Here is a 22,450-nt window from a genome sequence, read left to right as displayed (position 1 = left end):
ATCAAGGTCCAAGGGAGGCATGACAATGACCACTGCAGTCGGCGTCAAGGGGCACTGCGCCCATTGCGACATCACGTTCGAACTCAAGCCTTGGCAGTTAAATGCCATCGCCATTGAAGAACCCTTTGATTGCCCGTATTGCCAGCGCGTCCTGGAGCTGAACTGCCCCCGGCAGTTGCGACATTTCAAGGCGCTGGACCATTGGGCGCTGGTACGCCCGAGCATGGCCGTGCTGACGTGCGTGGTGCTGATCGTGGCGCTGGTGACGGAGTGGATTGGCCTGATCAGTGTGGTCGGGCAGCTCAACGTGTCATTGATGGTGCTGCTGGTGCACTTCCTGGTGCTGCGCTATGTCCGTCATCGGCAGCGAATGACCTTGAACCTGCAAGCGGTGACCCCGGTACTACCAATTGAACAGCTCGCACGCATTGCGTGTGCTCGCCTCGGCCAGCGCTAGGGGGCTGGTGCCCATGCGCTCGGCCAGGGCGGTGCAGATCGCCGGCAGGTGCTCCGGGCTGTTGCGCTGGCCCGGGTACATGGCCGGCGCCATGTCGGGGGCGTCGGTTTCCAGTACCACCGCGTTCAGCGGCAGTTGTGCCAGCACCTTATGCATGCGCAGGGCCTGGGGCCATGTGGCTGCGCCGCCCAGGCCGAGCTTGAACCCGAGCTTGATGTATTCGTGGGCTTCTTCCCGGCTGCCGGCAAACGCGTGGATGATGCCGCCCCGTGGCAGGCGGATGCGCTTGAGCGTGGCGATCACGGCCGCGTGGCTGCGGCGTACGTGGAGCAGCGCCGGCAGTTGGAAGTCCACCGCCAGTTTGAGCTGGGCTTCGAACAGGCCCTGCTGGCCTTCGCGATCCAGCTGTTCGAGAAAGTAATCCAGGCCGATCTCACCTACCGCGCAGAGCTGTCGATGGCCGCGCAGGCGGGTCAACCAGTCGCCCAACTCCATCAGGTCGGCGGGCTTGTGCTCATCGAGGTACACCGGATGCAGGCCAAAGGCCGCGAACAAACCGGCATCCGCCCGCACCAGATCCCACAGCCGCTGCCAGTTCTGCTGATACACCCCCAGCACCACCATGCGCCGCACGCCCAACTCACGGCTGTGGACGAGGACTTCCCGGCGATCGCTGTCGAAGTCCGGGAAGTCCAGGTGGGTGTGGGTGTCGATCAGTTCCACGCTCAGGCCTCGTGGATACGCTGCTTGAAGGTCCGGCCGATGGCGTGCACGCCCGGTTGGTACTGTTCTTCTTCAATGGCGGCCAGGGCCAGGCGCAGGGCGGTGTCGGCAATCAGCTGATGTTGCTGGGCCATGGCGTTGACCGGCAGCGGCAGGAAGTCCAGCAACTGGGTGTCACCAAACGTGCCCAGGCGCAGCGGGCGTGACTTGAGCGGGAAGTCATGCAGTGCGTCGAACACGCCTTGCAGCAGCACGTAGGACGTGGTCACCAAGGCGTCAGGCAAGTGCCCCAGTTGATGCAGAAGTTGCTCCATCAGCTGTCGGCCACAGTCGCGGCTGAAGGCTTCGCCGTGTTCGACGATGACCTCGCCGGTGAAACCGTCAAGCGCTTCACGGAAACCGGCCGCACGCTCCTGGCTGATGCTCAGCTCGGGCCGCGCGCCAATCAGCACGATCTGCTTGGGCAACGGTTGCAGCAAGCTGCTGGTCAGTTGCTGGCAGGCCTGGCGGTCGTCGCTGACCACCGAGCAGAACTGGTCCGCCCCCATCACCCGGTCGATGGCAATCACCGGCAAACCCTTGGCTTGCAGCTCGCGGTAACTGTCATCGCTGGCCGGCAGGCAGCTGGCGACGAACAGCGCGTCGCAACGGCGGGCGCGGAACAGTTGCAGCAGTTGGCGCTCGCTGTCGGCTTCATCGTCTGAGCTGGCGATCAGCAACTGATAGCCGCGGGCCCGTGCACCTTGCTCCAGCAGCTTGGCGATGCGTGCGTAACTGGGGTTTTCAAGGTCCGGGAGGATGAACCCCAGGGTACGGGTATGCCGGCTGCGCAGCCCGGCGGCCTGGGGGTTGGGCGTAAAGCCATGGGCTTCGACCACCGCACGCACGCGCTCGACGGTCGCGCTGCTGATGCGTTGCTGTGCGGCTTTGCCATTGATGACATAGCTGGCGGTGGTCACGGACACACCGGCCAGACGTGCGATATCACTGAGTTTCAAACCGGGATTTCCTTGTTTTTTGGAGCTCGCCCCGACATTTTGTCCAATCGTAACCGATTCCTGCACACGACTAATGTCCCAGCTCAAGTGCCGAGTGGTCCTTCAAGGATGCGCAATTAACGCGTAACCTGCCATAAATTCTAGATTAAACGTTTCAGCCAGCGTATTTTTACGACGTTAGCCACTGAGTGCCTACTGCCAATTGACTGCTCAGTCAGCTAGTCCGGAACACCATTACACTGTTTTATTCAAAACAATACCTAGTGCGTCCATCGCACTAACTAGGAGAACGGCATGCTTGAGCTCACTGTAGAGCAGATATCCATGGGCCAGGTGGCTGTGGATAAGTCTGCTGCCTTGCACCTGCTCGCTGACAAACTGGTGGCCGATGGCCTGGTCGCCGAGGGATATCTCAGCGGCTTGCAAGCCCGTGAAGCCCAAGGCTCGACCTTTCTTGGCCAAGGTATTGCCATCCCCCATGGCACCCCCGAAACCCGCGACCAGGTGTTTTCCACCGGTGTGCGCCTGTTGCAGTTCCCCGAAGGCGTGGACTGGGGCGATGGGCAGATTGTGTACCTGGCCATTGGTATTGCCGCCAAATCCGACGAACACCTGCGCCTGCTGCAACTGCTCACCCGCGCCCTCGGTGAAACCGACCTGGGCCAGGCGCTGCGTCGCGCCGGCACGGCTGAAGCCTTGCTGAAACTGCTGCAGGGCGCACCCCAGGAGCTGGCGCTGGACGCGCAGATGATCAGCCTGGGCGTGTCTGCCGATGACTTCGAAGAGCTTGTCTGGAGAGGCGCACGCCTGCTGCGCCAGGCCGATTGCGTCAGCAATGGGTTTGCCGCAGTGCTGCAACAGGTCGATGCGTTGCCCCTGGGTGATGGCCTGTGGTGGCTGCACAGCGAGCAGACGGTCAAGCGCCCGGGCCTGGCGTTTGTTACGCCCGACAAGCCCATGCGCTATCTGGGCCAGCCCCTTAACGGCCTGTTCTGCCTGGCCAGCCTGGGTGAAGCCCATCAGGCCTTGCTTGAACGCTTGTGCGCCTTGTTGATTGAAGGCCGTGGCCAGGAATTGGGGCGCGCCACCAGCAGCCGCGCGGTGCTCGAAGTGCTCGGCGGTGAGCTGCCACCTGACTGGCCCAGCGCCCGCATCACCCTGGCTAACGCCCACGGCCTGCACGCACGGCCGGCGAAGATCCTCGCGCAATTGGCCAAAAGTTTTGAAGGCGACATCCGCGTGCGCATCGTTGACGGCCCGGTAGGCGCCGTGTCGGTGAAGAGCCTGAGCAAGCTGCTGAGCCTTGGCGCCCGGCGTGGCCAGGTGCTGGAATTTGTTGCTGAACCGACGATTGCCGGCGATGCGTTGCCCGCGCTGCTGGCCGCCGTCGAAGAGGGCCTGGGCGAAGAGGTCGAGCCACTGCCGACCGTGAGCGCACAGCCCGAAGCCCTTGATATTGCGCCAGTGATCAGCGCGCCACAGGCCGGCAGCCAGCTCCAGGCCATCGCCGCGGCGCCGGGCATTGCCATTGGCCCTGCACATATCCAGATTCAACAGGTGTTCGATTACCCCTTGCGCGGCGAGTCCTCGGCCATTGAGCGCCAGCGCCTGCAAGATGCCCTGGCCGATGTGCGCCGGGATATCCAGGGCCTGATCGAACGCAGCCAGGCCAAAGCCATCCGCGAGATTTTCATCACCCACCAGGAAATGCTCGACGACCCGGAACTCACCGACGAAGTCGACACCCGTCTCAAGCAAGGTGAAAGCGCACAAGCGGCGTGGATGAGCGTGATCGAAGCCGCCGCCAAGCAGCAGGAATCGTTGCAGGATGCCTTGCTTGCCGAGCGCGCCGCCGACCTGCGCGACATCGGTCGCCGGGTGCTGGCGCAATTGTGCGGCGTTGAAACCGCCCAGGAACCGAGCGAAGCCTACATCCTGGTGATGGACGAAGTCGGCCCTTCCGACGTCGCGCGCCTGGACCCGGCCCGCGTCGCCGGCATCCTCACCGCCCGCGGCGGCGCGACGGCCCACAGCGCTATTGTCGCGCGGGCCCTCGGTATTCCCGCGTTGGTCGGTGCCGGCCCGGCGGTATTGCTGCTGGCCGCCGGCACGCCGTTGTTGCTGGATGGCCAGCGCGGTCGCCTGCATGTAGACCCCGATGCAGCCACCCTGCAACGTGCCACCGTCGAGCGCGATACCCGTGAGCAACGCTTGCAGGCCGCCTCGGCCCAGCGCCACGAACCGGCGCTGACCCGTGATGGTCACGCCGTGGAAGTGTTCGCCAATATCGGCGAAAGCGCCGGTGTGGCCAGCGCCGTGGAGCAGGGCGCCGAAGGCATTGGTTTGCTGCGCACCGAACTGATTTTCATGGCCCACCCCCAAGCCCCGGACGAAGCCACCCAGGAAGCCGAGTACCGCCGTGTGCTCGACGGCCTCGGTGGCCGCCCGCTGGTGGTGCGCACCCTCGATGTGGGCGGCGACAAACCGCTGCCGTATTGGCCGATTGCCGAGGAAGAAAACCCCTTCCTCGGCGTACGCGGTATTCGCCTGACCCTGCAACGCCCGCAGATCATGGAAGCGCAATTGCGCGCACTGCTGCGCTCGGCGGATAACCGCCCGTTGCGCATCATGTTCCCCATGGTCGGCAGCGTGGATGAATGGCGTGCCGCCCGCGACATGACCGAACGCCTGCGCCTGGAAATCCCGGTGGCCGACCTGCAACTGGGGATCATGATCGAAGTGCCGTCCGCCGCACTGTTGGCGCCGGTGCTGGCCAAGGAAGTGGACTTCTTCAGTGTCGGCACCAACGACCTGACCCAGTACACCCTGGCCATCGACCGTGGCCACCCGACCTTGTCGGCCCAGGCCGATGGCCTGCACCCGGCGGTATTGCAACTGATCGACATCACCGTGCGTGCGGCCCATGCCCATGGCAAATGGGTCGGCGTGTGCGGCGAACTGGCGGCGGACCCGCTGGCGGTGCCGGTGCTGGTCGGCCTGGGTGTGGATGAGTTGAGCGTGTCGGCCCGCAGCATTCCCGAAGTGAAGGCGCGGGTGCGTGAATTCAGTCTGAGCGAGGCCCAGGGCCTGGCGCAAAAAGCACTGGCGGTGGGTTCGCCCGCCGAAGTGCGTGCCCTTGTGGAGGCCGTGTAGATGGCAAGGATTCTGACCCTGACGCTGAACCCGGCGTTGGACCTGACGGTACGCCTGGCGCGCCTGGAACCGGGTGAAGTCAACCGCAGCGAAACCCTGCTCACCCATGCCGCCGGCAAGGGCGTGAATGTGGCGCAAGTCTTGGCCGACCTGGGCCATCAAGTGACCGTGGGCGGTTTTCTCGGCGAGGACAATCCCCAAGCCTTCGAGGCGCTGATTGCACAACGTGGTTTTGCCGACGCGTTTATCCGCGTGCCCGGCGAAACCCGCAGCAATATCAAGATTGCCGAGCAGGACGGCCGGGTCACCGACATCAATGCGCCGGGGCCGTTGGTCAGTGAGCAGGCGCAGCAAGCGTTGCTCGACCAATTGACCCGCATTGCGCCGGGCCATGATGCGGTGGTCGTCGCCGGCAGCTTGCCCTGTGGCGTCAGCCCGCAGTGGTTGCAGGGGCTGTTGGAACACCTGAAGCGTCTGGGCTTGAAAGTCGCCCTGGACACCAGCGGCGAGGCGCTGCGTGCCGGTCTCAAGGCGGCCCCGTGGTTGATCAAACCCAATACCGAAGAGCTCGCCGATGCCCTGGGCAATGCCACCAACGTCATCAGCCAACTGCATCAGCAGGGTGTTGAACATGTGGTCGTCTCCGACGGTGCCGCGGGCGTGAGCTGGTACAGCCGGGCCACCACCCTGCATGCCACGCCGCCCAAGGTGACGGTGGCCAGTACGGTAGGTGCCGGCGATTCGCTGCTGGCCGGGATGCTCCATGGTTTGCTTGAGTCTGAAGCGCCTGAACAAACCCTGCGTCGCGCCACGGCAATTGCCGCCATGGCGGTGACACAGATCGGTTTCGGCATCCGCGACGCCGCGCAGCTGGCGCGTCTTGAAAGCGGCGTCGCTGTACGCCCGCTGACAGAACAATAAGAGGGATTGTCATGAAGTTAGCCATTGTTACTGCCTGCCCCAACGGCATGGTCACCAGTGTGCTGTGCGCCCGCTTGTTGGACGCCGCCGCTCAACGCCAGGGCTGGAGCACCAGCGTCGAGGTGGTGGATGTACAGCGCCCGGAGCGCCAGTTGTCCCAGGCCACCATCGACGCCGCCGAATGGGTGTTGCTGGTCAGCAGCACGGCGGTGGATATGCAGCGGTTTGTCGGCAAGCGGGTGTTCCAGAGCACACCGGCCCAGGCGCTGGCGGATGTCGAGGCGGTGTTGCGCCGGGGCGCTGAAGAAGCCCAAGAGTATGTCGTCAGCCAGGCAGCGGCTGCGTCGAAGCATGCCCCGCGCATCGTCGCGATTACCGCATGCCCGACCGGCGTGGCCCATACCTTCATGGCCGCCGAAGCCTTGCAACAGACCGCCAAGCGCCTGGGCTATGACTTGCAGGTCGAGACCCAGGGCTCGGTCGGTGCGCGTACGCCGTTGAGCCCCGAGGCCATCGCCAATGCCGACGTGGTGCTGCTGGCGGCCGACATCGAAGTGGCCACCGAGCGTTTCGCCGGCAAGAAGATCTACCGTTGCGGCACCGGTATTGCGCTCAAGCAATCCGAGGCCACCCTCAACAAGGCCCTGGCCGAAGGCGCGGTGGAAAGTGCGGGCAGCGGTACCGTGGCCAAGAAAGAAAAAACCGGCGTCTACAAACACCTGCTGACCGGTGTGTCGTTCATGTTGCCGATGGTGGTGGCGGGCGGTTTGCTGATCGCCTTGTCATTCGTGTTCGGCATCCATGCGTTTGAGCAGGAAGGCACGTTGGCGGCCGCGCTGAAAACCGTCGGCGACCGCGCCTTTATGCTGATGGTGCCGTTGCTGGCGGGTTACATCGCTTACTCGATTGCCGACCGCCCGGGGATTGCTCCCGGCATGATTGGTGGCCTGCTGGCGGGTACGCTGGGGGCCGGTTTTATCGGCGGGATCTTCGCCGGGTTTCTCGCCGGTTATTGCGTCAAGCTGATCACCCGTGTGGTGAAGTTGCCGCAGAGCCTGGAAGCACTCAAGCCGATCCTGATCATTCCGCTGCTGGCAAGCCTGTTCACGGGCCTGGCGATGATCTACCTGGTGGGACCGCCGGTGGCGCGCATGCTCACGGGCCTGACCGATTTTCTCGCGACCATGGGCACCACCAATGCGGTGCTGCTGGGCATCCTGTTGGGCGGCATGATGTGTGTCGACCTGGGCGGGCCGATCAACAAGGCGGCGTATGCGTTTTCCGTCGGCTTGCTGGCGGCACAGAGCGGCGCACCGATGGCCGCGACCATGGCGGCGGGCATGGTGCCGCCAATCGGCATGGGCATCGCCACGTTCCTGGCGCGACGCAAGTTCGCCCAGACCGAACGCGAGGCCGGCAAGGCCGCGATGATCCTGGGCATGTGCTTTATCTCCGAGGGCGCGATCCCGTTTGCCGCCAAGGACCCGCTGCGCGTGATCCCGGCCAGCATCGCCGGTGGCGCGTTGACCGGGGCGCTGTCGATGTACTACGGCTGCAAACTGGCGGCGCCCCACGGCGGCCTGTTTGTGCTGGTGATCCCGAATGCGATGAACCATGCGCTGCTGTACCTGCTGGCAATCGTTGCCGGTAGCCTGCTGACCGGTTTGGTGTATGCGCTGATCAAGCGTCCGGAAGTGGTGGAGCTTGCTGTCGCACCGGTGTCATAAGCGCATGCTTTAGTGGCCCTTTTGATACTCAAGAGGGCACCTGCATGAGCCACTTCGATCTCGGCCGTCGCCGTGTGATGCAAGCCGTCGGCGCCGGTCTGCTGCTGCCGGGCCTGGCCCCGGCGGTGATCGCGTCGATCAAGGACCGGCCGCAACTCACCGACGGCGTGCAGTCCGGCGACCTGCTCGGTGATCGCGCGATGATCTGGAGCCGCAGCGACCGCCCGGCGCGCATGGTGGTGGAGTGGGACACCCGCAGCGTGTTCAGCAACCCGCGCAAATTCGTCTCGTCCCTGGCCGACAACCGCACCGACTTTACCGCCCGCGTCGAACTCACCGGGCTGCCCGCCGACCAGGCGATTTTCTACCGCGTGCACTTTGAGGACGCCCAGACCGGCGTCGCCAGCGAGCCGTGGTTCGGCCACCTGCGCAGCGTGCCGCAACAACGCCGCGACATCCGGTTTGTGTGGAGCGGCGACACCGTCGGCCAAGGCTTTGGCATCAACCCGGACATCGGCGGTATGCGCATCTACGAAGCCATGCGCCTGCGCCTGCCGGACTTCTTTATCCACAGCGGCGACACCATCTACGCCGACGGCCCGGTGCCCGCGCAGTTGCCCACCGAGGGCGGGCGCATCTGGCGCAATATCACCACCGAAGCCAAGAGCAAGGTCGCCGAAACCCTCGACGAATATCGCGGCAACTACCGCTACAACCTGCTGGATGAAAACGTGCGTCGCTTCAATGCCGAGGTGCCGCAGATCTGGCAGTGGGATGACCATGAAGTGGTGAATAACTGGTCGCCCGGCAAGCAACTCGACGAGCGCTACCAGACCAAGGACATCAACACCTTGGTGGGCCACGCACGCCAGGCCTGGCTGGAGTATTCACCCATGCGCCGGCAAAGCGCGGACGGCGGCGGGCGGATTTATCGCAAGCTCAGTTATGGCCCGCTGCTGGATGTATTCGTGCTCGACATGCGCAGCTATCGCGGCCCCAACGATGACAACCTGGGCGGTGAAAAACCCTTCCTCGGCCGCGAGCAGTTGGACTGGCTCAAGCGCGAACTCAAGGCCTCCCAGGCCCAGTGGAAGGTGATCGCCGCCGACATGCCCATCGGCCTCGGCGTGCCCGACGGCGAAGTCAGCCCCGGCGTACCGCGCTGGGAAGCCATTGCCAACAATGACCCAGGCCCGGCGCAGGGCCGCGAGCTGGAAATCGCCGAATTACTCGGCTTTCTGCGCGCGCAGAAAGTGCGCAACCATGTGTGGCTGACGGCGGATGTGCATTACTGCGCGGCCCATCACTACCACCCGGATCGGGCGGCGTTCCAGGATTTCGAGCCGTTCTGGGAGTTTGTCGCCGGGCCTCTGAATGCGGGCAGCTTCGGTCCGAATCCCTTGGATAAAACCTTTGGCCCTGAGGTGGTGTTCGAGAAGGCCCCGCCTGCGCAGAACACCTCGCCGTTTGCCGGGTTTCAGTTTTTTGGCGAAGTGCAGATTGACGGGCAGACAGCGGAGTTGACCGTGATTTTGCGCGACCTGGATGGGGTCTCGGTATTCGAACAGAAGCTGCAACCCACCTGACTTGAAATGCAATCCAAATGTGGGAGGGGGCAAGCCCCCGATAGCGGTGGATCAGTCAATTCATGGCTCACTGACACACCGCCATCGGGGCATAGGTATCTACACAACTTTGGCTCAACGCTGAACGCCCGGCAGATAGGGCTGTTGTGGCGAGCGGGCTTGTCCCGCGTTGGGCTGCGAAGCAGCCCCAGTAAAGAAGAACGCGGTGTATCAGACACTCTGTAGAGGCTGATTTTGGGGCTGCTTCGCAGCCCAACGCGGGACAAGCCCGCTCGCCACAGGGGAACTCGCCAGTCTCTGGAAATTGTGTAGATACCTATGGCTATCGGGGGCAAGCCCCCTCCCACATTGGATCACATCAATAGACGTCGCGGCGGTAGCGCCCCTGTTCGATCAAGCGCTCCACTGCCTCACTCCCGAGGATGTCGACCAGCGCCTGGTCCACGCCCGTCGCCATCCCCTGCAAGCTGCCGCACACATAAATCGCCGCGCCGTCCGCGAGCCATTTACGCAGGACATCGGCGGATTCGCGTAGGCGATCCTGCACGTAGATTTTCTCCTCCTGATCCCGGGAAAACGCCAGGTCCAGCAGGGCCAGGTCACCACTGGCCAGCCAGCCTTGCAGCTCGTCCCGGCACAGGTAGTCGTGGGCGATGGTGCGTTCGCCGAACAGCAGCCAGTTGCGCTGCTGGCCATCGGCAATGCGCGCCTTGAGCAAGCTGCGCAAACCGGCCAGGCCGGTGCCGTTACCCAGCAGGATCAATGGCACCGGCGCCTCCGGCAGGTGGAAGCCACTGTTACGGCGCAAGCGCAGGCTGATCGCCGAACCAATGGCCGCATGCTCGGTGAGCCAGCCCGAGCCCACACCCAGGCTGCCGTCGGGGTGGCGTTCCTGGCGCACGATCAATTCCAGCACGCCGTCGCTGGCGATCGAGGCGATGGAGTATTCGCGCATGCCCAGGGGCGCGAGCGCGTTCACCAGCGCTTGAGCGTGCAGGCCGACCAGGTGCGCCCGGTTGTCCGGCAGTTGGCGGGTCGCAAGGGCCTGGTTGAGTGTGTGTGGCAGGCCGTCGATCAGCACGCCGTCGGTGCCGATCAGCCCCAGGCCTTCGAGGAAGTGCTCGATGGCCCACGGGCAATTGCGCGGCAGGATTTCCACCAGGTCGCCGGCCAGCCAGTTTTGTTTCGATGGCGATGTGAGGCCCAGCAGGTAGACGTCCGAGCTGGCGCTGCCGGGGTTGAGCAGGGTGCGCTGGCTCAGCGTCCAGTTTTCATACTGGGCGGTCGGCCAGGCGGCGGCGGGTGCCTGGCCCGTCAGCTGTCCAAGCTGTTGTTGCCAGTGCAGCAGGGCGGCACTGTCGCCGCTGTCCACTTCCACCGGCGCGAACAGTGGGTTACCGCCCTGGTGGGTCAGCCAGAAATGCAGGCGCCGGGCAAAGCCACAGAAGTGTTGGTACTGGCGATCACCCAGGGCCAGTACCGAGTAGTTCAGGCCTTTGAGTGACAGATCCTGGCCGAGCACGCTGCGCTCGAAACTGCGGGCGCTGTCGGGCGCTTCGCCGTCGCCGAAGGTGCTGACTACGAACAGCGCATTTTCCGACTGGCGCAAGTCGTCCTGGCTGACACTGCCCAGAGGCTGCACCTTCACCGGCAGGCCGGCCGCCTGCAATTGCCCGGCGGTCTGCCAGGCCAGTTGCTCGGCAAACCCGCTCTGGCTGGCAAAGCCGATCAGCCAGGCCGGGGCATCACTGTGGTTGGCACTGAGGCCTTTGCGCGCGTCGCGCACCTGGCGCTTTTTGCGGCGACGGTCCAGGTACAGCAGCCAGCCGGTGATGAAGAACAGCGGCATGAGCAGCGAGCTGACAGTGAGGATAATGCGCCCCGCCAGGCCGAAATAACTGCCGGTGTGCAGCGCGTAGATGCTGGTGAGTAACTGCGACTTGAAAGTTTTGCCGGCGTACGTGTCATGGGATTTGACCTCGCCGGTGGCCGGGTCCAGGTTGATCTGGTTCAGTGCGCGGTCGTGGGGGGAGTCTTTGAGCAGGTAATAGACGATGGCGGGTTGCCCGGCGACGGCTGGCATGCGGATGTTATAGGCACTCAAGTCTGGGCCGGCGTTGCTGTAGATGCTGCTCCAGATCGCGTCGTAGTTGGCCACCGGTGCCGGGCCTGCGGGCGGTGGGCCGCGCTTGCGCATCCGTTCATTCTGCGGCGCGTCGGACAGCAGTTTGGTCAGGCCCTGGCTGTACCAGTCGTAGGACCAGGACAGGCCGGTCAGCGCCGCCAGCAGGTAGGCCAGCAGGCACCAGGTGCCGAACACCGAATGCAAATCCCAGTTGAAGCTGCGGCCCTTTTTGCGCCAGTCCAGCGTCAGCCAGGCACGCCAGTTGGCGACCTGGCGCGGCCAGCGCAGGTACAGGCCGGACAGGCAGAAGAACACCAGGATCAGCGTGCAGGCGCCGGTGATCTGCCGGCCGGTTTCGCCCATGGCCAGGAAGCGGTGCAGTTGCAGGATAAAACCGAGTACATCCTGGCCGACCGCGTCGCCCATGTAGTCGCCGGTGTAGGGGTCGAAATAGCGCATCTGGCCACGGCGCTCGCCCGGCGGCGGGGTGAAGAACACGCGGGCGGCATTGCCGCTTTCGCTTTCCACCCACATCATGGACACGGCCTTGCCTTCGGTGGCTTCCAGCTTGCGCACCAGCTCGGCGGGCGGCAGCACGCCGGCTTCGCGTTTCTCCACGCTCAACACGCTCGGGTTGAGCGCCCGCAGAATCTCATCCTGAAACGAGACCGCAGCCCCGGTGATCCCCATCAAGGCCAGCACCAGCCCGGCAGTGATGCCGAAGAACCAGTGCAACTGGAACAGGGTTTTCTTCAACACGTCGGACCGCCTCGTCTATCTGAATATGTAGGGCACGGCGCGCATTATGCCGTGGGTTGTCGAGAAACATTCTGTTTGACATGCAAAAGCCCCACGCATCCGATGCGTGGGGCTTTGTGGGCTGCTGACCGTTTAGAAGTGGAAGCTTGTGGACAGCAGCGCCGTGCGGCCCGCCGCCTGGTTGGCGAAGTGCGAGGCGTAGGCTTTGTCGTAGTAGGTCTTGTCTGTCAGGTTCTGCACGTTCAATTGCAGGTCGACGTGTTTGCTCAGCTTATAGCTGGCCATGGCGTCGTAGCGGGTGTAGGAGGGCACATACACGGTGTTGGCCGCATCGCCGTAAACCTGATCGACGTAGAACGCGCCACCGCCGATGGTCAGCTTCGGGGTCAGGTCATAGGTGGTCCACAGGCTGAACGAGTTCTCCGGCGTGTTGGGCATTTGGTTGCCTTTGTTGGAACCGGCCTGGACGACGCCCTGGCGGTTGCCGTTTTTGCCTGGGTCAACCAGTTCGGCTTTCAGGTAGCTGTAGCCGGCGAAGACTTGCCACTGTTCGGTGATCTTGCCGCTGGCGGACAGTTCCAGGCCATCGACCCGCGACTCGCCTGCCGTTTCGTAGGTGTTGGAGTCCACCAGGATGCGGGTGTTTTTCTTCTCTGTGCGGAACACTGCGGCAGACAGGGACAGGCGGTTGTGGAACAGGTCCCACTTGGTGCCCAGCTCGTAGTTGACGGTTTCTTCGGGCTTGAGGTCGCTGGTGTTGATGCCGGTAGGAATCGCATTGCTGTCGACTCCTTCGCCCACCAGTCCACCTGCCGGTGATGCCGAGGTCGCGTAGGAGGTGTAGATGCTGCCGTTCTCCAAAGGCTTCCAGACCAGGCCGGCCTGCCAGTTGAAGAACTGGCTGTCGTCCTTGACCTTGCTGCGCGCCCTGACCGTCGAGGTCGGTACGGCGTTGGTGTTGGCTTCGGTGTCGAAGGTGTCGTAGCGCAGGCCGACGTTCAGCAGCCATTTCGGATCGAGTTCGATGGTGTCGAACACATAGGCGGCACGGCTGGTGGCCTTGGTGTTGGTGCCGTTGTAATTGCGCGCGATGTTGCCGGTCCAGGCGTCGTCCGGATTCGGGTTGCTCAGCGAGGTGCACTGTCCACCCCGGCCGCCGCTGGCCACGGTGCACGTCGGGTTGCTGTTCGGTGTGACGGTGTAACCGCTGACGCGGGTTTCTTCGCCGGTGAATTCCAGGCCGGTGGAGTAGCTGTGCTTGAAGCCAAGCGCCTGGAAATTGCCGAACAGATCTGTCTGGTTGGTGGTGGTCGTGGTGGTGGAGACGCGAGTGTTCGCGCGACGCCACACGGTGCCGAAACGGTTGACGTTGCGTTGGCTATCGTCCGGCTGCGTGAGCACGTAGTCCTGGCCGGTGCTGCCATGGCGCAGGGTGTTTTTCAGCGTCATGTCGTCGTTCAGGTCGTGCTCGATGGAGAACGTGCTGATGTCCGCGCGGGTCTTGCGGAAGTCGCGGTCCTTGAGACCGTAGAAGTTATTGCTGTCGCCGCCGTCGGTGGGTTTGTCGTGCACGTGAGTGGTGGCGGTCGAAGAGCTGTAGCCATACGGAATGCCCGAGTCCGGCAGGTCATTGCTTTCCATATGGTAGTAGCTGAGGTTGACGCGGGTCGGCGTGCCCAGGCCGAAGGTCAGCGATGGGGCCACGCCCCAGCGGTCGTAATTGACCGCGTCACGGCCAGCCACGTTCTGTTCGTGGCTCATCAGGTTCAGGCGGAACGCGGCGCTGTCGTCGAGGAACTGACGGTTCACATCGAGTACATAGCGGCGGGTCTGGTCGGAACCGTAAGTGAAGCCGCCGTTGGTGAAGTCCCGGGCTTGCGGGGTCTTGCTCACCAGGTTGAGGCTGCCACCGGCCGAGCCACGACCGCCGAAGGAGGAGTTCGGGCCTTTGCTGACTTCGATGGACTCGATGTCGAAAATCTCACGGCTCTGGCCGCCGGTGTCGCGCACGCCGTCCAGGTAGGTGTCGCCCTGGGCGTCGAAACCACGGATGAATGGACGGTCGCCCTGGGGGTTGCCGCCTTCGCCGGCGCCGAAGGTAATCCCCGGCACGGTGCGCAGGGCATCCTGCAGCGAGGTGGCGGCGGTGTCCTTGAGGACTTGTTGTGGCACCACGGTCACCGAGCGCGGCGTGTCCACCAACGGCGCGGTGTATTTTTGCGACGAGGCTTTTTCGACCTGGTACGCGGTGTTGTCCTGTTCTTCGCCGGTGATGCTGGTGGCGCCGAGGGCGATGCTGTTGCGCTGGCCTTTTTGTTCAGTGTCTTCGGCCGCCTGCGCCAGATGGGCGACAGAGCTGGCGCTGAGCGCAACGCCGATGGCCGAAGCCAGCATACGGGGTGAGCCAACAGGTGTTTTTGTGGTGGTGCGCGACATGACGTGTCCTTTCCCCAAGGAGGTGAGGCGGCGGAATATAGGGCGAACAAGACTTTCTATCAATTGCGATACATTACTATTCGCACTGAATTTACATTCTTTACACTTTTGCCTTACGGTTTTTACGTTCTCGTTCGTCTCCGGCGTTTTACAGGGCGGATAAGAATCAATACCATTGGCGCCTCTTTGCCTACAGGTATTGCCCCATGCTGCTGCACATTCCCGGCCTGTTCTCTCGCGAGGAAGTGCAGCGCATCCGCCACGCCCTGGAAACCGCCGATTGGGCCGATGGCAAAATCACCGCCGGGCACCAGTCCGCCAAAGCCAAGCACAACCTGCAATTGCCCGAAGGCCACCCGCTGGCCAAGGAGATCGGCGCGGCAATGCTCGAACGGTTGTGGAAAAATCCTCTGTTTATGTCAGCGGCGTTACCGCACAAGGTCTTCCCGCCGCTGCTCAATTGCTACACGGCTGGTGGCAGCTTCGATTTCCATATCGACAATGCCGTGCGCCAGGCCAGGGGCAGCCATGAACGGGTGCGCACGGACCTGTCGTCCACGCTGTTCTTCAGCGACCCGGACGACTATGACGGCGGCGAACTGGAGATCCAGGACACTTTCGGCCTGCAGCGCGTGAAGTTGCCGGCCGGCGATATGGTGTTGTATCCAGGCTCCAGCCTGCACAAAGTCAACGCCGTGACCCGAGGTGCGCGCTATGCCGCGTTTTTCTGGACCCAAAGCCTGGTGCGTGAAGACAGCCAGCGTACGCTGCTGTTCGAGATGGACGGCGCCATCCAGCAATTGAGCCGTGATGTCCCCGACCACCCAGGGCTGATCCAGCTCACCGGCACCTATCACAACCTGTTGCGTCGCTGGGTCGAGGTCTGACATGGGCTTTTTATTGCGCCGCGAAGAAGTGCTCAACGTTGAGCAATTGCAGGGCATGCTCGACGACTCGCCGGTGCGCGCGGCCCAGGCGATTTTGATCGCGGCCAAGGAGGGCGTGGTGGATGCCCAGGCCTTGCTCGGGCAAATCCTGCTGGAAGGCCGCGGTATTGCGCGCGATGAAGCGCTGGCGCTGCGTTGGTTCCAGATTGCGGCGCAGGGCGGGCATTTAATGGCGCGCAATATGGCCGGGCGTTGCCTGGAGCATGGCTGGGGGTGTGCCATCGACGAAGCGGCGGCTGCGCGGGAATACCGCTTGGCGGCAGACGCGGGATTGGATTGGGGCCAGTACAACTATGCCAATCTGCTGGCGACGGGCCGGGGTGTTGCCGAGAACCCGCAGCACGCGCTGGCCCTGTATCGGCAAGCCGCAGAACAGGGGCATGCCAAGTCGATGAACCTGCTGGGGCGCTACCTGGAAGACGCTCAGGTTTGCCCGAGGGACCTGGAGGCGGCTGTGGAGTGGTATCGACGCTCAGCCGAGGCCGGGGATTTTCGCGGGCAGTTCAGTTACGCGGCGGTGTTGGCCGACAGGGGCCAGGTCGAGGCGGCGCTGGAGTGGTTGCGCAAGGCGCTGGCGGGCGGAAATCTCAAGTTCCTGCGAACAGCCCACAAGGCCTTGGCGGCGGCGAGTGATCCGCGGGTTCGAGCGCTGGCCGAGGCCTTCCGCCAACGGGCCGCGAGCCTTGCCTGAGGCATAAAAAAACCCATGACATGTCATGGGCTTCTTGTGTGCGGCCGTCTTACACGTAGAACGACTTCAACGGCGGAAAGCCATTGAACTCAACCGCGCTGTAGCTGGTGGTGTAGGCACCGGTCGACAGCCAGTACAAGCGATCACCGATCGCCAGGTTCAGCGGCAGGCCGTACTTGTAGTTTTCGTACATGATGTCGGCGCTGTCGCAGGTCGGGCCGGCGATGACCACTTCTTCCATCTCGCCTTTCTTCTCGGTCCAGATCGGGAACTTGATGGCTTCGTCCATGGTTTCGATCAGGCCGGAGAACTTGCCCACATCCGTGTACACCCAACGCTCGACGGCGGTACGGGATTTACGTGCAACCAATACCACTTCACTGACCAGGATGCCGGCGTTGGCGATCAGCGAACGGCCTGGCTCGAGGATGATTTCCGGCAGGTCATCGCCGAAGTCTTCCTTGAGGAAGCGGATGATTTCTTCGGCGTAGGTTTCCAGGCTGTTGGTGCGGGTGATGTAGTTGGCCGGGAAGCCGCCGCCCATGTTGATCAGCTTGAGGTGGATGCCGTCTTCTTCCTTCAGGCGCTCGAAGATCACCTTGACCTTGGCGATTGCCGCGTCCCACACGCTGATGTCGCGTTGCTGCGAGCCAACGTGGAACGAAATGCCGTAGGGCACCAGGCCGAGGTCACGAGCGAGGATCAGCAGGTCCATGGCCATGTCGGTCTGGCAGCCGAATTTGCGCGACAGAGGCCAGTCAGCCGTGGTCGAGCCTTCGGTGAGGATACGTACATACACTTTCGACCCCGGCGCGGCCTTGGCGATATTGCGCAGGTCGGCTTCGGAGTCGGTGGAGAACAGGCGCACGCCCTTCTCGTAGAAGTAGCGGATGTCCTTGGATTTCTTGATGGTGTTGCCGTAGCTGATACGGTCGGCGCTGACGCCGCGGTCCATGACCTTGTCCAGCTCGTAGATCGAGGCGATGTCGAAGCTCGAGCCTTTGTCTTTCAACAGGTCGATGATCTCCACGGCCGGGTTGGCCTTGACCGCGTAATACACCTTGGCGAATTCGAAACCGGCGCGCAGGTCATCGTAGGCCTGGCTGATCATCGCGGTGTCGATCACCACGAACGGGGTTTCCTGTTTGTCGGCGAACGCCTTCATTTTGTCAAAAGTGGCGCGCGCGAAATAATCTTCGACGTTGATCGACATGCTGGGAACTCCTAAGGGCAAACTAAATTGATCAATGGGTGCAAATGAACGTCCTCCGTATCCCCACTTTGGTTCGCCTACTTCCCAAGGCATGTCGCCGAAAGCAAAAAGGCCATGGGAATAGTCGCTTCCCTTGGCCTTGCTGTCTCGTCGTCAGTACTTGAGCCGGATGGATCGTTTCCAGCATGGACGTTCGGCGCGAACTTTAGGACGTGAGGGGCCATAGATCAACTAAAAATGTCGCGTTTTTGCACGCGTTCGTCGCGAGACCGCGTGCAGCTACTTATGTAACCGACCGGTGTGACGGATTGATGTTCCCCAAAAGAGGAAATTTGAAGGCGTTTCAGCGCTTTCGAGGCGAAGGAGCAAGTGCCTTCGCCACGAAGGCTAACAGTGTGGGCCAGTCAGCCAACAACCCGTCAGAACGGAATCAGGCTGAAGCTATGGGTCTTCCTAATGTTTGGGTATTGAGTCGTGGAAACGGTAAATGAAACGTTGGTACTGATCTGTACATTCCTTACCGTCAGCGTACCGTTCAATTGCCCCGGACCTGATGTGAAGGTGGCCCCGGATGTGCTTGTACTCCAAGTTGTGGTGACGTTTGGAATCGCGGTGCCGCGTTCGTCCACGAGCTGGGCAGCGATCATCAATGTGAAGTCGTTGCCTTGTTTGACACGCTGTGGATCATCGATTCCACCGATGATCATTTCCGCTGGGGCCCGGGGTTTTTCCCCGGAGATTGGAGTGGCCGATTCTTTCGTACTCATAGGGAGCCTCGTAGGTTCAAGACGTTATGTGCAAGAGCGTTTCGATGTGTCGAGGCGTATTGGAACCTATTCCTAAATACTAGGAACCTGTGAGTTCTGACAGTCTTTAAGGCTTAGTTAGAATGAGATTTGCGCGGCTTATAGCGTCCTGACTCGGCTCATGCACTGCCGGGTTGTGGAAACCTCGAGCAGTGATGGGCCGTTTCAACGTGAATGGGTCTAACTGTGCGTCAGCTCAAGGCTGTTTCAGCCGGCGAAACGATACTGGTCTTGCCCCCACGGGACTTACCGGAACTCAGGTACTCGGCAATCGACTCCTGGGTCACTTCACCCAGGAACACCCGTTCCGCATCCATCACCGGCAACCACGAGCGGTTGAACTCGTACATGCGCGACAACAGGATGCGCAAATGCTCGTCATACGCCGCCGTGGCGTTGAACTCGCGCAGGTACTGGCCGCAAGTGCCGGTCTGACGGTGCAGGTCGCGACGGCGTACATAGCCCAGCGCTTTGTTCTCGGCACAGGTGACGACCACATAACGGCGGTCGGTTTCGTCCATCAGCTCCAGGGCCTCGGCCACCGGGGTTTCCGGGCTCACCGACGGGGCGTTGTCCGCCGCATCTTCAGCCTTCACCAGCAGCAGGCGCTTGAGGGTGCTGTCCTGGCCCACGAAGTTGCTGACGAACTCATCGGCTGGATGCGCCAGCAGGGTGTCCGGGTGGTCGATCTGCAGCAGCTTGCCAGCGCGGAAGATGGCGATCTTGTCACCCAGCTTGATGGCTTCGTCGATGTCGTGGCTGACCATGATCACGGTCTTGTTCAGCGCACGTTGCATCTCGAAGAACTCGTTCTGGATCATCTCGCGGTTGATCGGGTCGACCGCGCCGAACGGCTCATCCATCAGCAGCAGCGGGGCGTCGGCCGCCAGTGCGCGGATCACACCGATACGCTGCTGCTGGCCGCCGGACAATTCACGCGGGTAGCGGTGCAGATACTGCTTGGGTTCCAGCTTGATCATGCTCATCAACTCGCGGGCGCGGTCGTGGCATTTCTGCTTGTCCCAGCCCAGCAGTTTGGGCACGACCACGATATTTTCCTCGATGGTCATGTTCGGGAACAGGCCGATCTGCTGGATCACGTAGCCGATGTTGCGACGCAAGGTCACTTCATCGAGGTCGGTGGTGTCTTCGCCGTTGATCAGGATCTTGCCCGAGGTCGGCTTGATCAGGCGGTTGATCATTTTCAGCGTGGTGCTCTTGCCGCAGCCCGAAGGGCCGAGGAATACGCAAATCTCGCCTTCGTTGACGGTCAGGCTTACGTCGTTCACGGCCGAAACAGTTTTGCCGTTGCTTTGAAAAGTCTTGGTCAGGTTTTGAAGTTCGATCATTTGAGCAGTCCTTTTGGAGTCAGCGAGCGTTGCAGCCATTGCAGAAGCAGGTCGGCGAAGATGGCCAGGAGACTGACCAGCACGGCGCCAACGATCAGCATCGACATGTCGCTGCGGCTGATGGAAGCCAGAATAAGTACACCCAGGCCACCGGCACCGATGGTGGCGGCGATGGTCATGACGCCGATGTTCATCACCACGGCGGTACGCACACCGGCGAGGATCACCGGCACGGCGATGGGCAACTCGACCATGCGCAGGCGCTGGCCGAAGGTCATGCCGATGCCTTTGGCGGCTTCGCGAATGCCCGGTTCAACGCCGGTGAGGGCCAGGTAGGTGTTACGCATGATCGGCAGCAGGGAGTAGAGGAACACGGCGGTGATCGCCGGCATCGGCCCCAGGCCCTGGCCGAATTTTGAGTAGAACGGCAGCAGCAGGCCGAACAGGGCGATGGACGGCACGGTCAGCAGCACCGTGGCGCTGGCTTGCAACGGGCCGGCGAGGGTCGGGAAGCGGGTCATCAGCACGCCGAGGGGCACGCCGACGACAATCGCCAGGATCACCGCGATACCGACCAGGGTGATGTGCTGCAAGGTCAGGTGCAGGACCTGGGCCCAATCAAGATGGGAAAAGGCGTTCAGGAATTCCATGTCTTCTCCTTCTTAGTTGATCGGATGTTGGCGCAGGAAATCGGCGGCAACAGCGGAGGGGCTTTCATGGTCGACGTCGACCCGCGCGTTCAGCCGACGCATGGTTTCGTCGTCGAACAGATTGGCCAGCGGCTTGAGCTCAGCAGCCAATTGCGGGTGCTTGTCGAGGTATTCCTGACGTACCACCGGCGCGGCGGTGTAGTCCGGGAAGTAGTGCATGTCATCCGCCAGCAGCTTGAGCTTGAAGGCGTTCAGACGACCGTCAGTGGTGTAGACCAGGCCCGCAAACACCTGGCCATTACGCAGGGCGGTGTAGACCAGGCCCGCGTCCATCTGCCGGGTGTTTTTGCGCGTGAGGTTCATGTCGTACAGCTTGACCATGCCGGCCAGGCCGTCGGAGCGGTTGGCGAACTCGGTGTCCAGGGCCACCAGGCGGTGTTCCTTGGTATCTGCCGCCATGGCCTTGGTGAGGTCGCTGATGCTGTTGATCTCGGGATGTTCTTCAGCGACTTTCTCCGGCAGTGCCAGGGCGTAGGTGTTACTGAAGCGCGACGGCGACAGCCAGACCAGGCCTTTTTTCGCGTCGAGTTCTTTCACTCGGGCGTAGGACTGTTCGCTGTCGAGCTTCTCATCGACATGGTTGTAGGCCACGAGCGACACGCCGGTGTATTCCCAGATCAGGTCCAGTTGCCCGCTTTCCTGGGCACTGCGCGCCAGGTTGCTGCCCAGGCCGCCGGTCACCCGGGTGTCATAGCCCTTGGTGCGCAGGTACTGGGAGGTGATTTCGGCCAGCAGGGTCTGTTCGGTGAACACCCGCGCGCCAATGCGGATCACGGGTTTTTCGGCAGCTTGCGCAAAACCTGCAAACAGCAGGACGCAGCTCAGTATCAAGGTGATTTTTTTCATGTGTATTCCTTTGCCAAGCCTTAAGACGGACGCAACCCGCGTTCCAGCCAGAGGCGGCTGGCCATGGTCACCAGGCCGTCGAGCAGCAACGCCAGCAACGCGGTGCATGCGGCACCCAGCAGCAATTGCGGCTGATTGTTCAGGGCGATGCCGGGGAAAATCAGGCTGCCCAGGCTGTTGGCACCAATCAGGAACGCCAGCGGCGCGGTACCCACGTTGATCGCCAGGGCCACGCGCACACCGCCGATGATGATCGGCACGGCGCTCGGCAATTCGACGCGAAACAGCACCTGGCGCGGGGTCATGCCGATGCCGGTGGCGGCTTCTTTCAACGAGCCTTGAACGTTTTTGAGGCCTTCGTAGGTGTTGCGCACGATGGGCAACAAGGAGGCGAGGAACAGCGCGAAGATGGCCGGGCCACTGCCGATGCCGAGGACGCCGAGGGCGATGGCCAGTACGGCCAGGGGCGGGACGGTGTTGCCGATGTTGAAGATCTGCATGAAGCGTTCTGCGCGCCCGACCATGTTTGGTCGGCTAAGCAGGATACCGGCGGGGATGCCCACGACGAGGGCGGCCAGCATGGAGACTAGAACCAGGATCAAATGAGCTTGCAGGTAAAACAACAAATCGTCGCGGTACAGTTCGATCGTGTTGATGCCGATCCAGTGGACCAGCAGGGCCAGGAGAGCGACGACAACCACTCCTCCTATCAGCCCTTTGCCATAGCGAATAGCCACAGGCGGACTCCTTTTTTCTTTTGTCGGCGAACACATTTCCGAGCGGCAGTGCCATTCCTGGCTGTCGGCAAATGTGGTCGCGAAAAGCAGCTCGCCAATACCGGCAACGCGGTATCAAATCGAGCCATGAGCGCAGCCTCGTCAGGCTAACTTGCTGATTTTTCAGCCCCTGTTACGAGTGCGGTAGCAGGGGAGTGGACGTCTCTACCTTTTAAAAGGTTCCATACTTGGCAGCATTTAGCCACCCCCAATGGGGTGAACGGTGG

The 22,450-nt window shown here is 62.4% G+C and carries 17 protein-coding genes; 7 read left to right on the top strand and 10 right to left on the bottom strand.

The features are described 5' to 3' along the window. The first annotated feature begins 25 nt into the window (after nt 1–25). The gene (locus V3W40_RS04865) at nt 26–457 is read left to right on the top strand and encodes a hypothetical protein (RefSeq protein ID WP_065924091.1); all 432 of its coding nucleotides are present in this window, start codon (nt 26–28) and stop codon (nt 455–457) included. Here V3W40_RS04865 and V3W40_RS04860 read toward each other — a convergent pair. Beyond that, complete coding sequence (locus tag V3W40_RS04860) at nt 404–1,180, bottom strand: TatD family hydrolase (RefSeq protein WP_330214538.1); 777 nt, start codon at nt 1,178–1,180, stop codon at nt 404–406. The two genes, V3W40_RS04865 and V3W40_RS04860, sit on opposite strands and share 54 nt — an antisense overlap. Before the next feature lie 2 nt (nt 1,181–1,182). Further along, complete coding sequence (cra, locus tag V3W40_RS04855; protein WP_065938491.1) at nt 1,183–2,178, bottom strand: catabolite repressor/activator; 996 nt, start codon at nt 2,176–2,178, stop codon at nt 1,183–1,185. Between the two features lie 294 nt (nt 2,179–2,472). Between cra and ptsP the strand changes: the two genes are divergently transcribed. Genes ptsP through V3W40_RS04835 form a run of 4 tightly spaced genes read left to right on the top strand, consistent with a single transcriptional unit; the run spans nt 2,473 to nt 9,565 of the window. Then, nucleotides 2,473–5,331, top strand: coding sequence for a phosphoenolpyruvate--protein phosphotransferase (gene ptsP / locus V3W40_RS04850; RefSeq protein ID WP_137212604.1), 2,859 nt, complete (start codon nt 2,473–2,475; stop codon nt 5,329–5,331). Continuing rightward, nucleotides 5,332–6,252: a 1-phosphofructokinase gene (gene pfkB, locus V3W40_RS04845; protein ID WP_065924095.1), complete on the top strand. Its 921-nt coding sequence runs from the start codon at nt 5,332–5,334 to the stop codon at nt 6,250–6,252. It begins immediately after the preceding gene. Between the two features lie 11 nt (nt 6,253–6,263). Then, complete coding sequence (locus V3W40_RS04840; RefSeq protein WP_330214537.1) at nt 6,264–7,979, top strand: PTS fructose-like transporter subunit IIB; 1,716 nt, start codon at nt 6,264–6,266, stop codon at nt 7,977–7,979. A gap of 44 nt (nt 7,980–8,023) precedes the next feature. Beyond that, nucleotides 8,024–9,565: an alkaline phosphatase D family protein gene (locus tag V3W40_RS04835; protein WP_330214536.1), complete on the top strand. Its 1,542-nt coding sequence runs from the start codon at nt 8,024–8,026 to the stop codon at nt 9,563–9,565. A gap of 358 nt (nt 9,566–9,923) precedes the next feature. On the opposite strand, the gene V3W40_RS04830 is transcribed toward V3W40_RS04835, so the two are convergent. Then, on the bottom strand, nt 9,924–12,449 hold the full coding sequence (locus V3W40_RS04830; RefSeq protein ID WP_330214535.1) for a sulfite reductase flavoprotein subunit alpha: 2,526 nt from the start codon (nt 12,447–12,449) through the stop codon (nt 9,924–9,926). 132 nt (nt 12,450–12,581) lie between these two features. Continuing rightward, a complete protein-coding gene (locus V3W40_RS04825; protein ID WP_330214534.1) occupies nt 12,582–14,885 on the bottom strand; it encodes a TonB-dependent receptor in 2,304 nt (767 codons plus the stop codon). A 206-nt stretch (nt 14,886–15,091) separates the two neighbouring features. On the opposite strand from V3W40_RS04825, the gene V3W40_RS04820 reads away from it, so the two are divergent. After that, nucleotides 15,092–15,772: a Fe2+-dependent dioxygenase gene (locus V3W40_RS04820; protein ID WP_065947104.1), complete on the top strand. Its 681-nt coding sequence runs from the start codon at nt 15,092–15,094 to the stop codon at nt 15,770–15,772. A gap of 1 nt (nt 15,773) precedes the next feature. Further along, nucleotides 15,774–16,523: a tetratricopeptide repeat protein gene (locus V3W40_RS04815; protein ID WP_137212599.1), complete on the top strand. Its 750-nt coding sequence runs from the start codon at nt 15,774–15,776 to the stop codon at nt 16,521–16,523. Between the two features lie 49 nt (nt 16,524–16,572). On the opposite strand, the gene V3W40_RS04810 is transcribed toward V3W40_RS04815, so the two are convergent. The 6 genes from V3W40_RS04810 to V3W40_RS04785 all read right to left on the bottom strand — a co-directional run bounded on the left by V3W40_RS04810 (nt 16,573) and on the right by V3W40_RS04785 (nt 22,220). After that, nucleotides 16,573–17,736: a type III PLP-dependent enzyme gene (locus V3W40_RS04810; protein WP_014716890.1), complete on the bottom strand. Its 1,164-nt coding sequence runs from the start codon at nt 17,734–17,736 to the stop codon at nt 16,573–16,575. Between the two features lie 419 nt (nt 17,737–18,155). Further along, the gene (locus V3W40_RS04805) at nt 18,156–18,503 is read right to left on the bottom strand and encodes a hypothetical protein (RefSeq protein ID WP_330214533.1); all 348 of its coding nucleotides are present in this window, start codon (nt 18,501–18,503) and stop codon (nt 18,156–18,158) included. Between the two features lie 230 nt (nt 18,504–18,733). Further along, a complete protein-coding gene (locus tag V3W40_RS04800; protein ID WP_137212597.1) occupies nt 18,734–19,891 on the bottom strand; it encodes an osmoprotectant ABC transporter ATP-binding protein OsmV in 1,158 nt (385 codons plus the stop codon). Further along, nucleotides 19,888–20,541, bottom strand: a complete 654-nt coding sequence (locus V3W40_RS04795) for an ABC transporter permease (protein WP_330214532.1) — start codon at nt 20,539–20,541, stop codon at nt 19,888–19,890. Before V3W40_RS04795 ends, V3W40_RS04800 begins: the two co-directional genes overlap by 4 nt. A 12-nt stretch (nt 20,542–20,553) precedes the next feature. Next, complete coding sequence (locus V3W40_RS04790) at nt 20,554–21,447, bottom strand: glycine betaine ABC transporter substrate-binding protein (RefSeq protein WP_330214531.1); 894 nt, start codon at nt 21,445–21,447, stop codon at nt 20,554–20,556. A gap of 20 nt (nt 21,448–21,467) precedes the next feature. Beyond that, complete coding sequence (locus V3W40_RS04785) at nt 21,468–22,220, bottom strand: ABC transporter permease (RefSeq protein WP_442962817.1); 753 nt, start codon at nt 22,218–22,220, stop codon at nt 21,468–21,470. Between the last annotated feature and the right edge of the window lie 230 nt (nt 22,221–22,450).

The organism is Pseudomonas sp. AM8 (genome assembly GCF_036346475.1).
GTDB classification, from domain to species: domain Bacteria; phylum Pseudomonadota; class Gammaproteobacteria; order Pseudomonadales; family Pseudomonadaceae; genus Aquipseudomonas; species Aquipseudomonas marginalis.
Note: the sequence above shows the minus strand (reverse complement) of the source record. Positions and strands in the feature narration are given on the sequence as shown.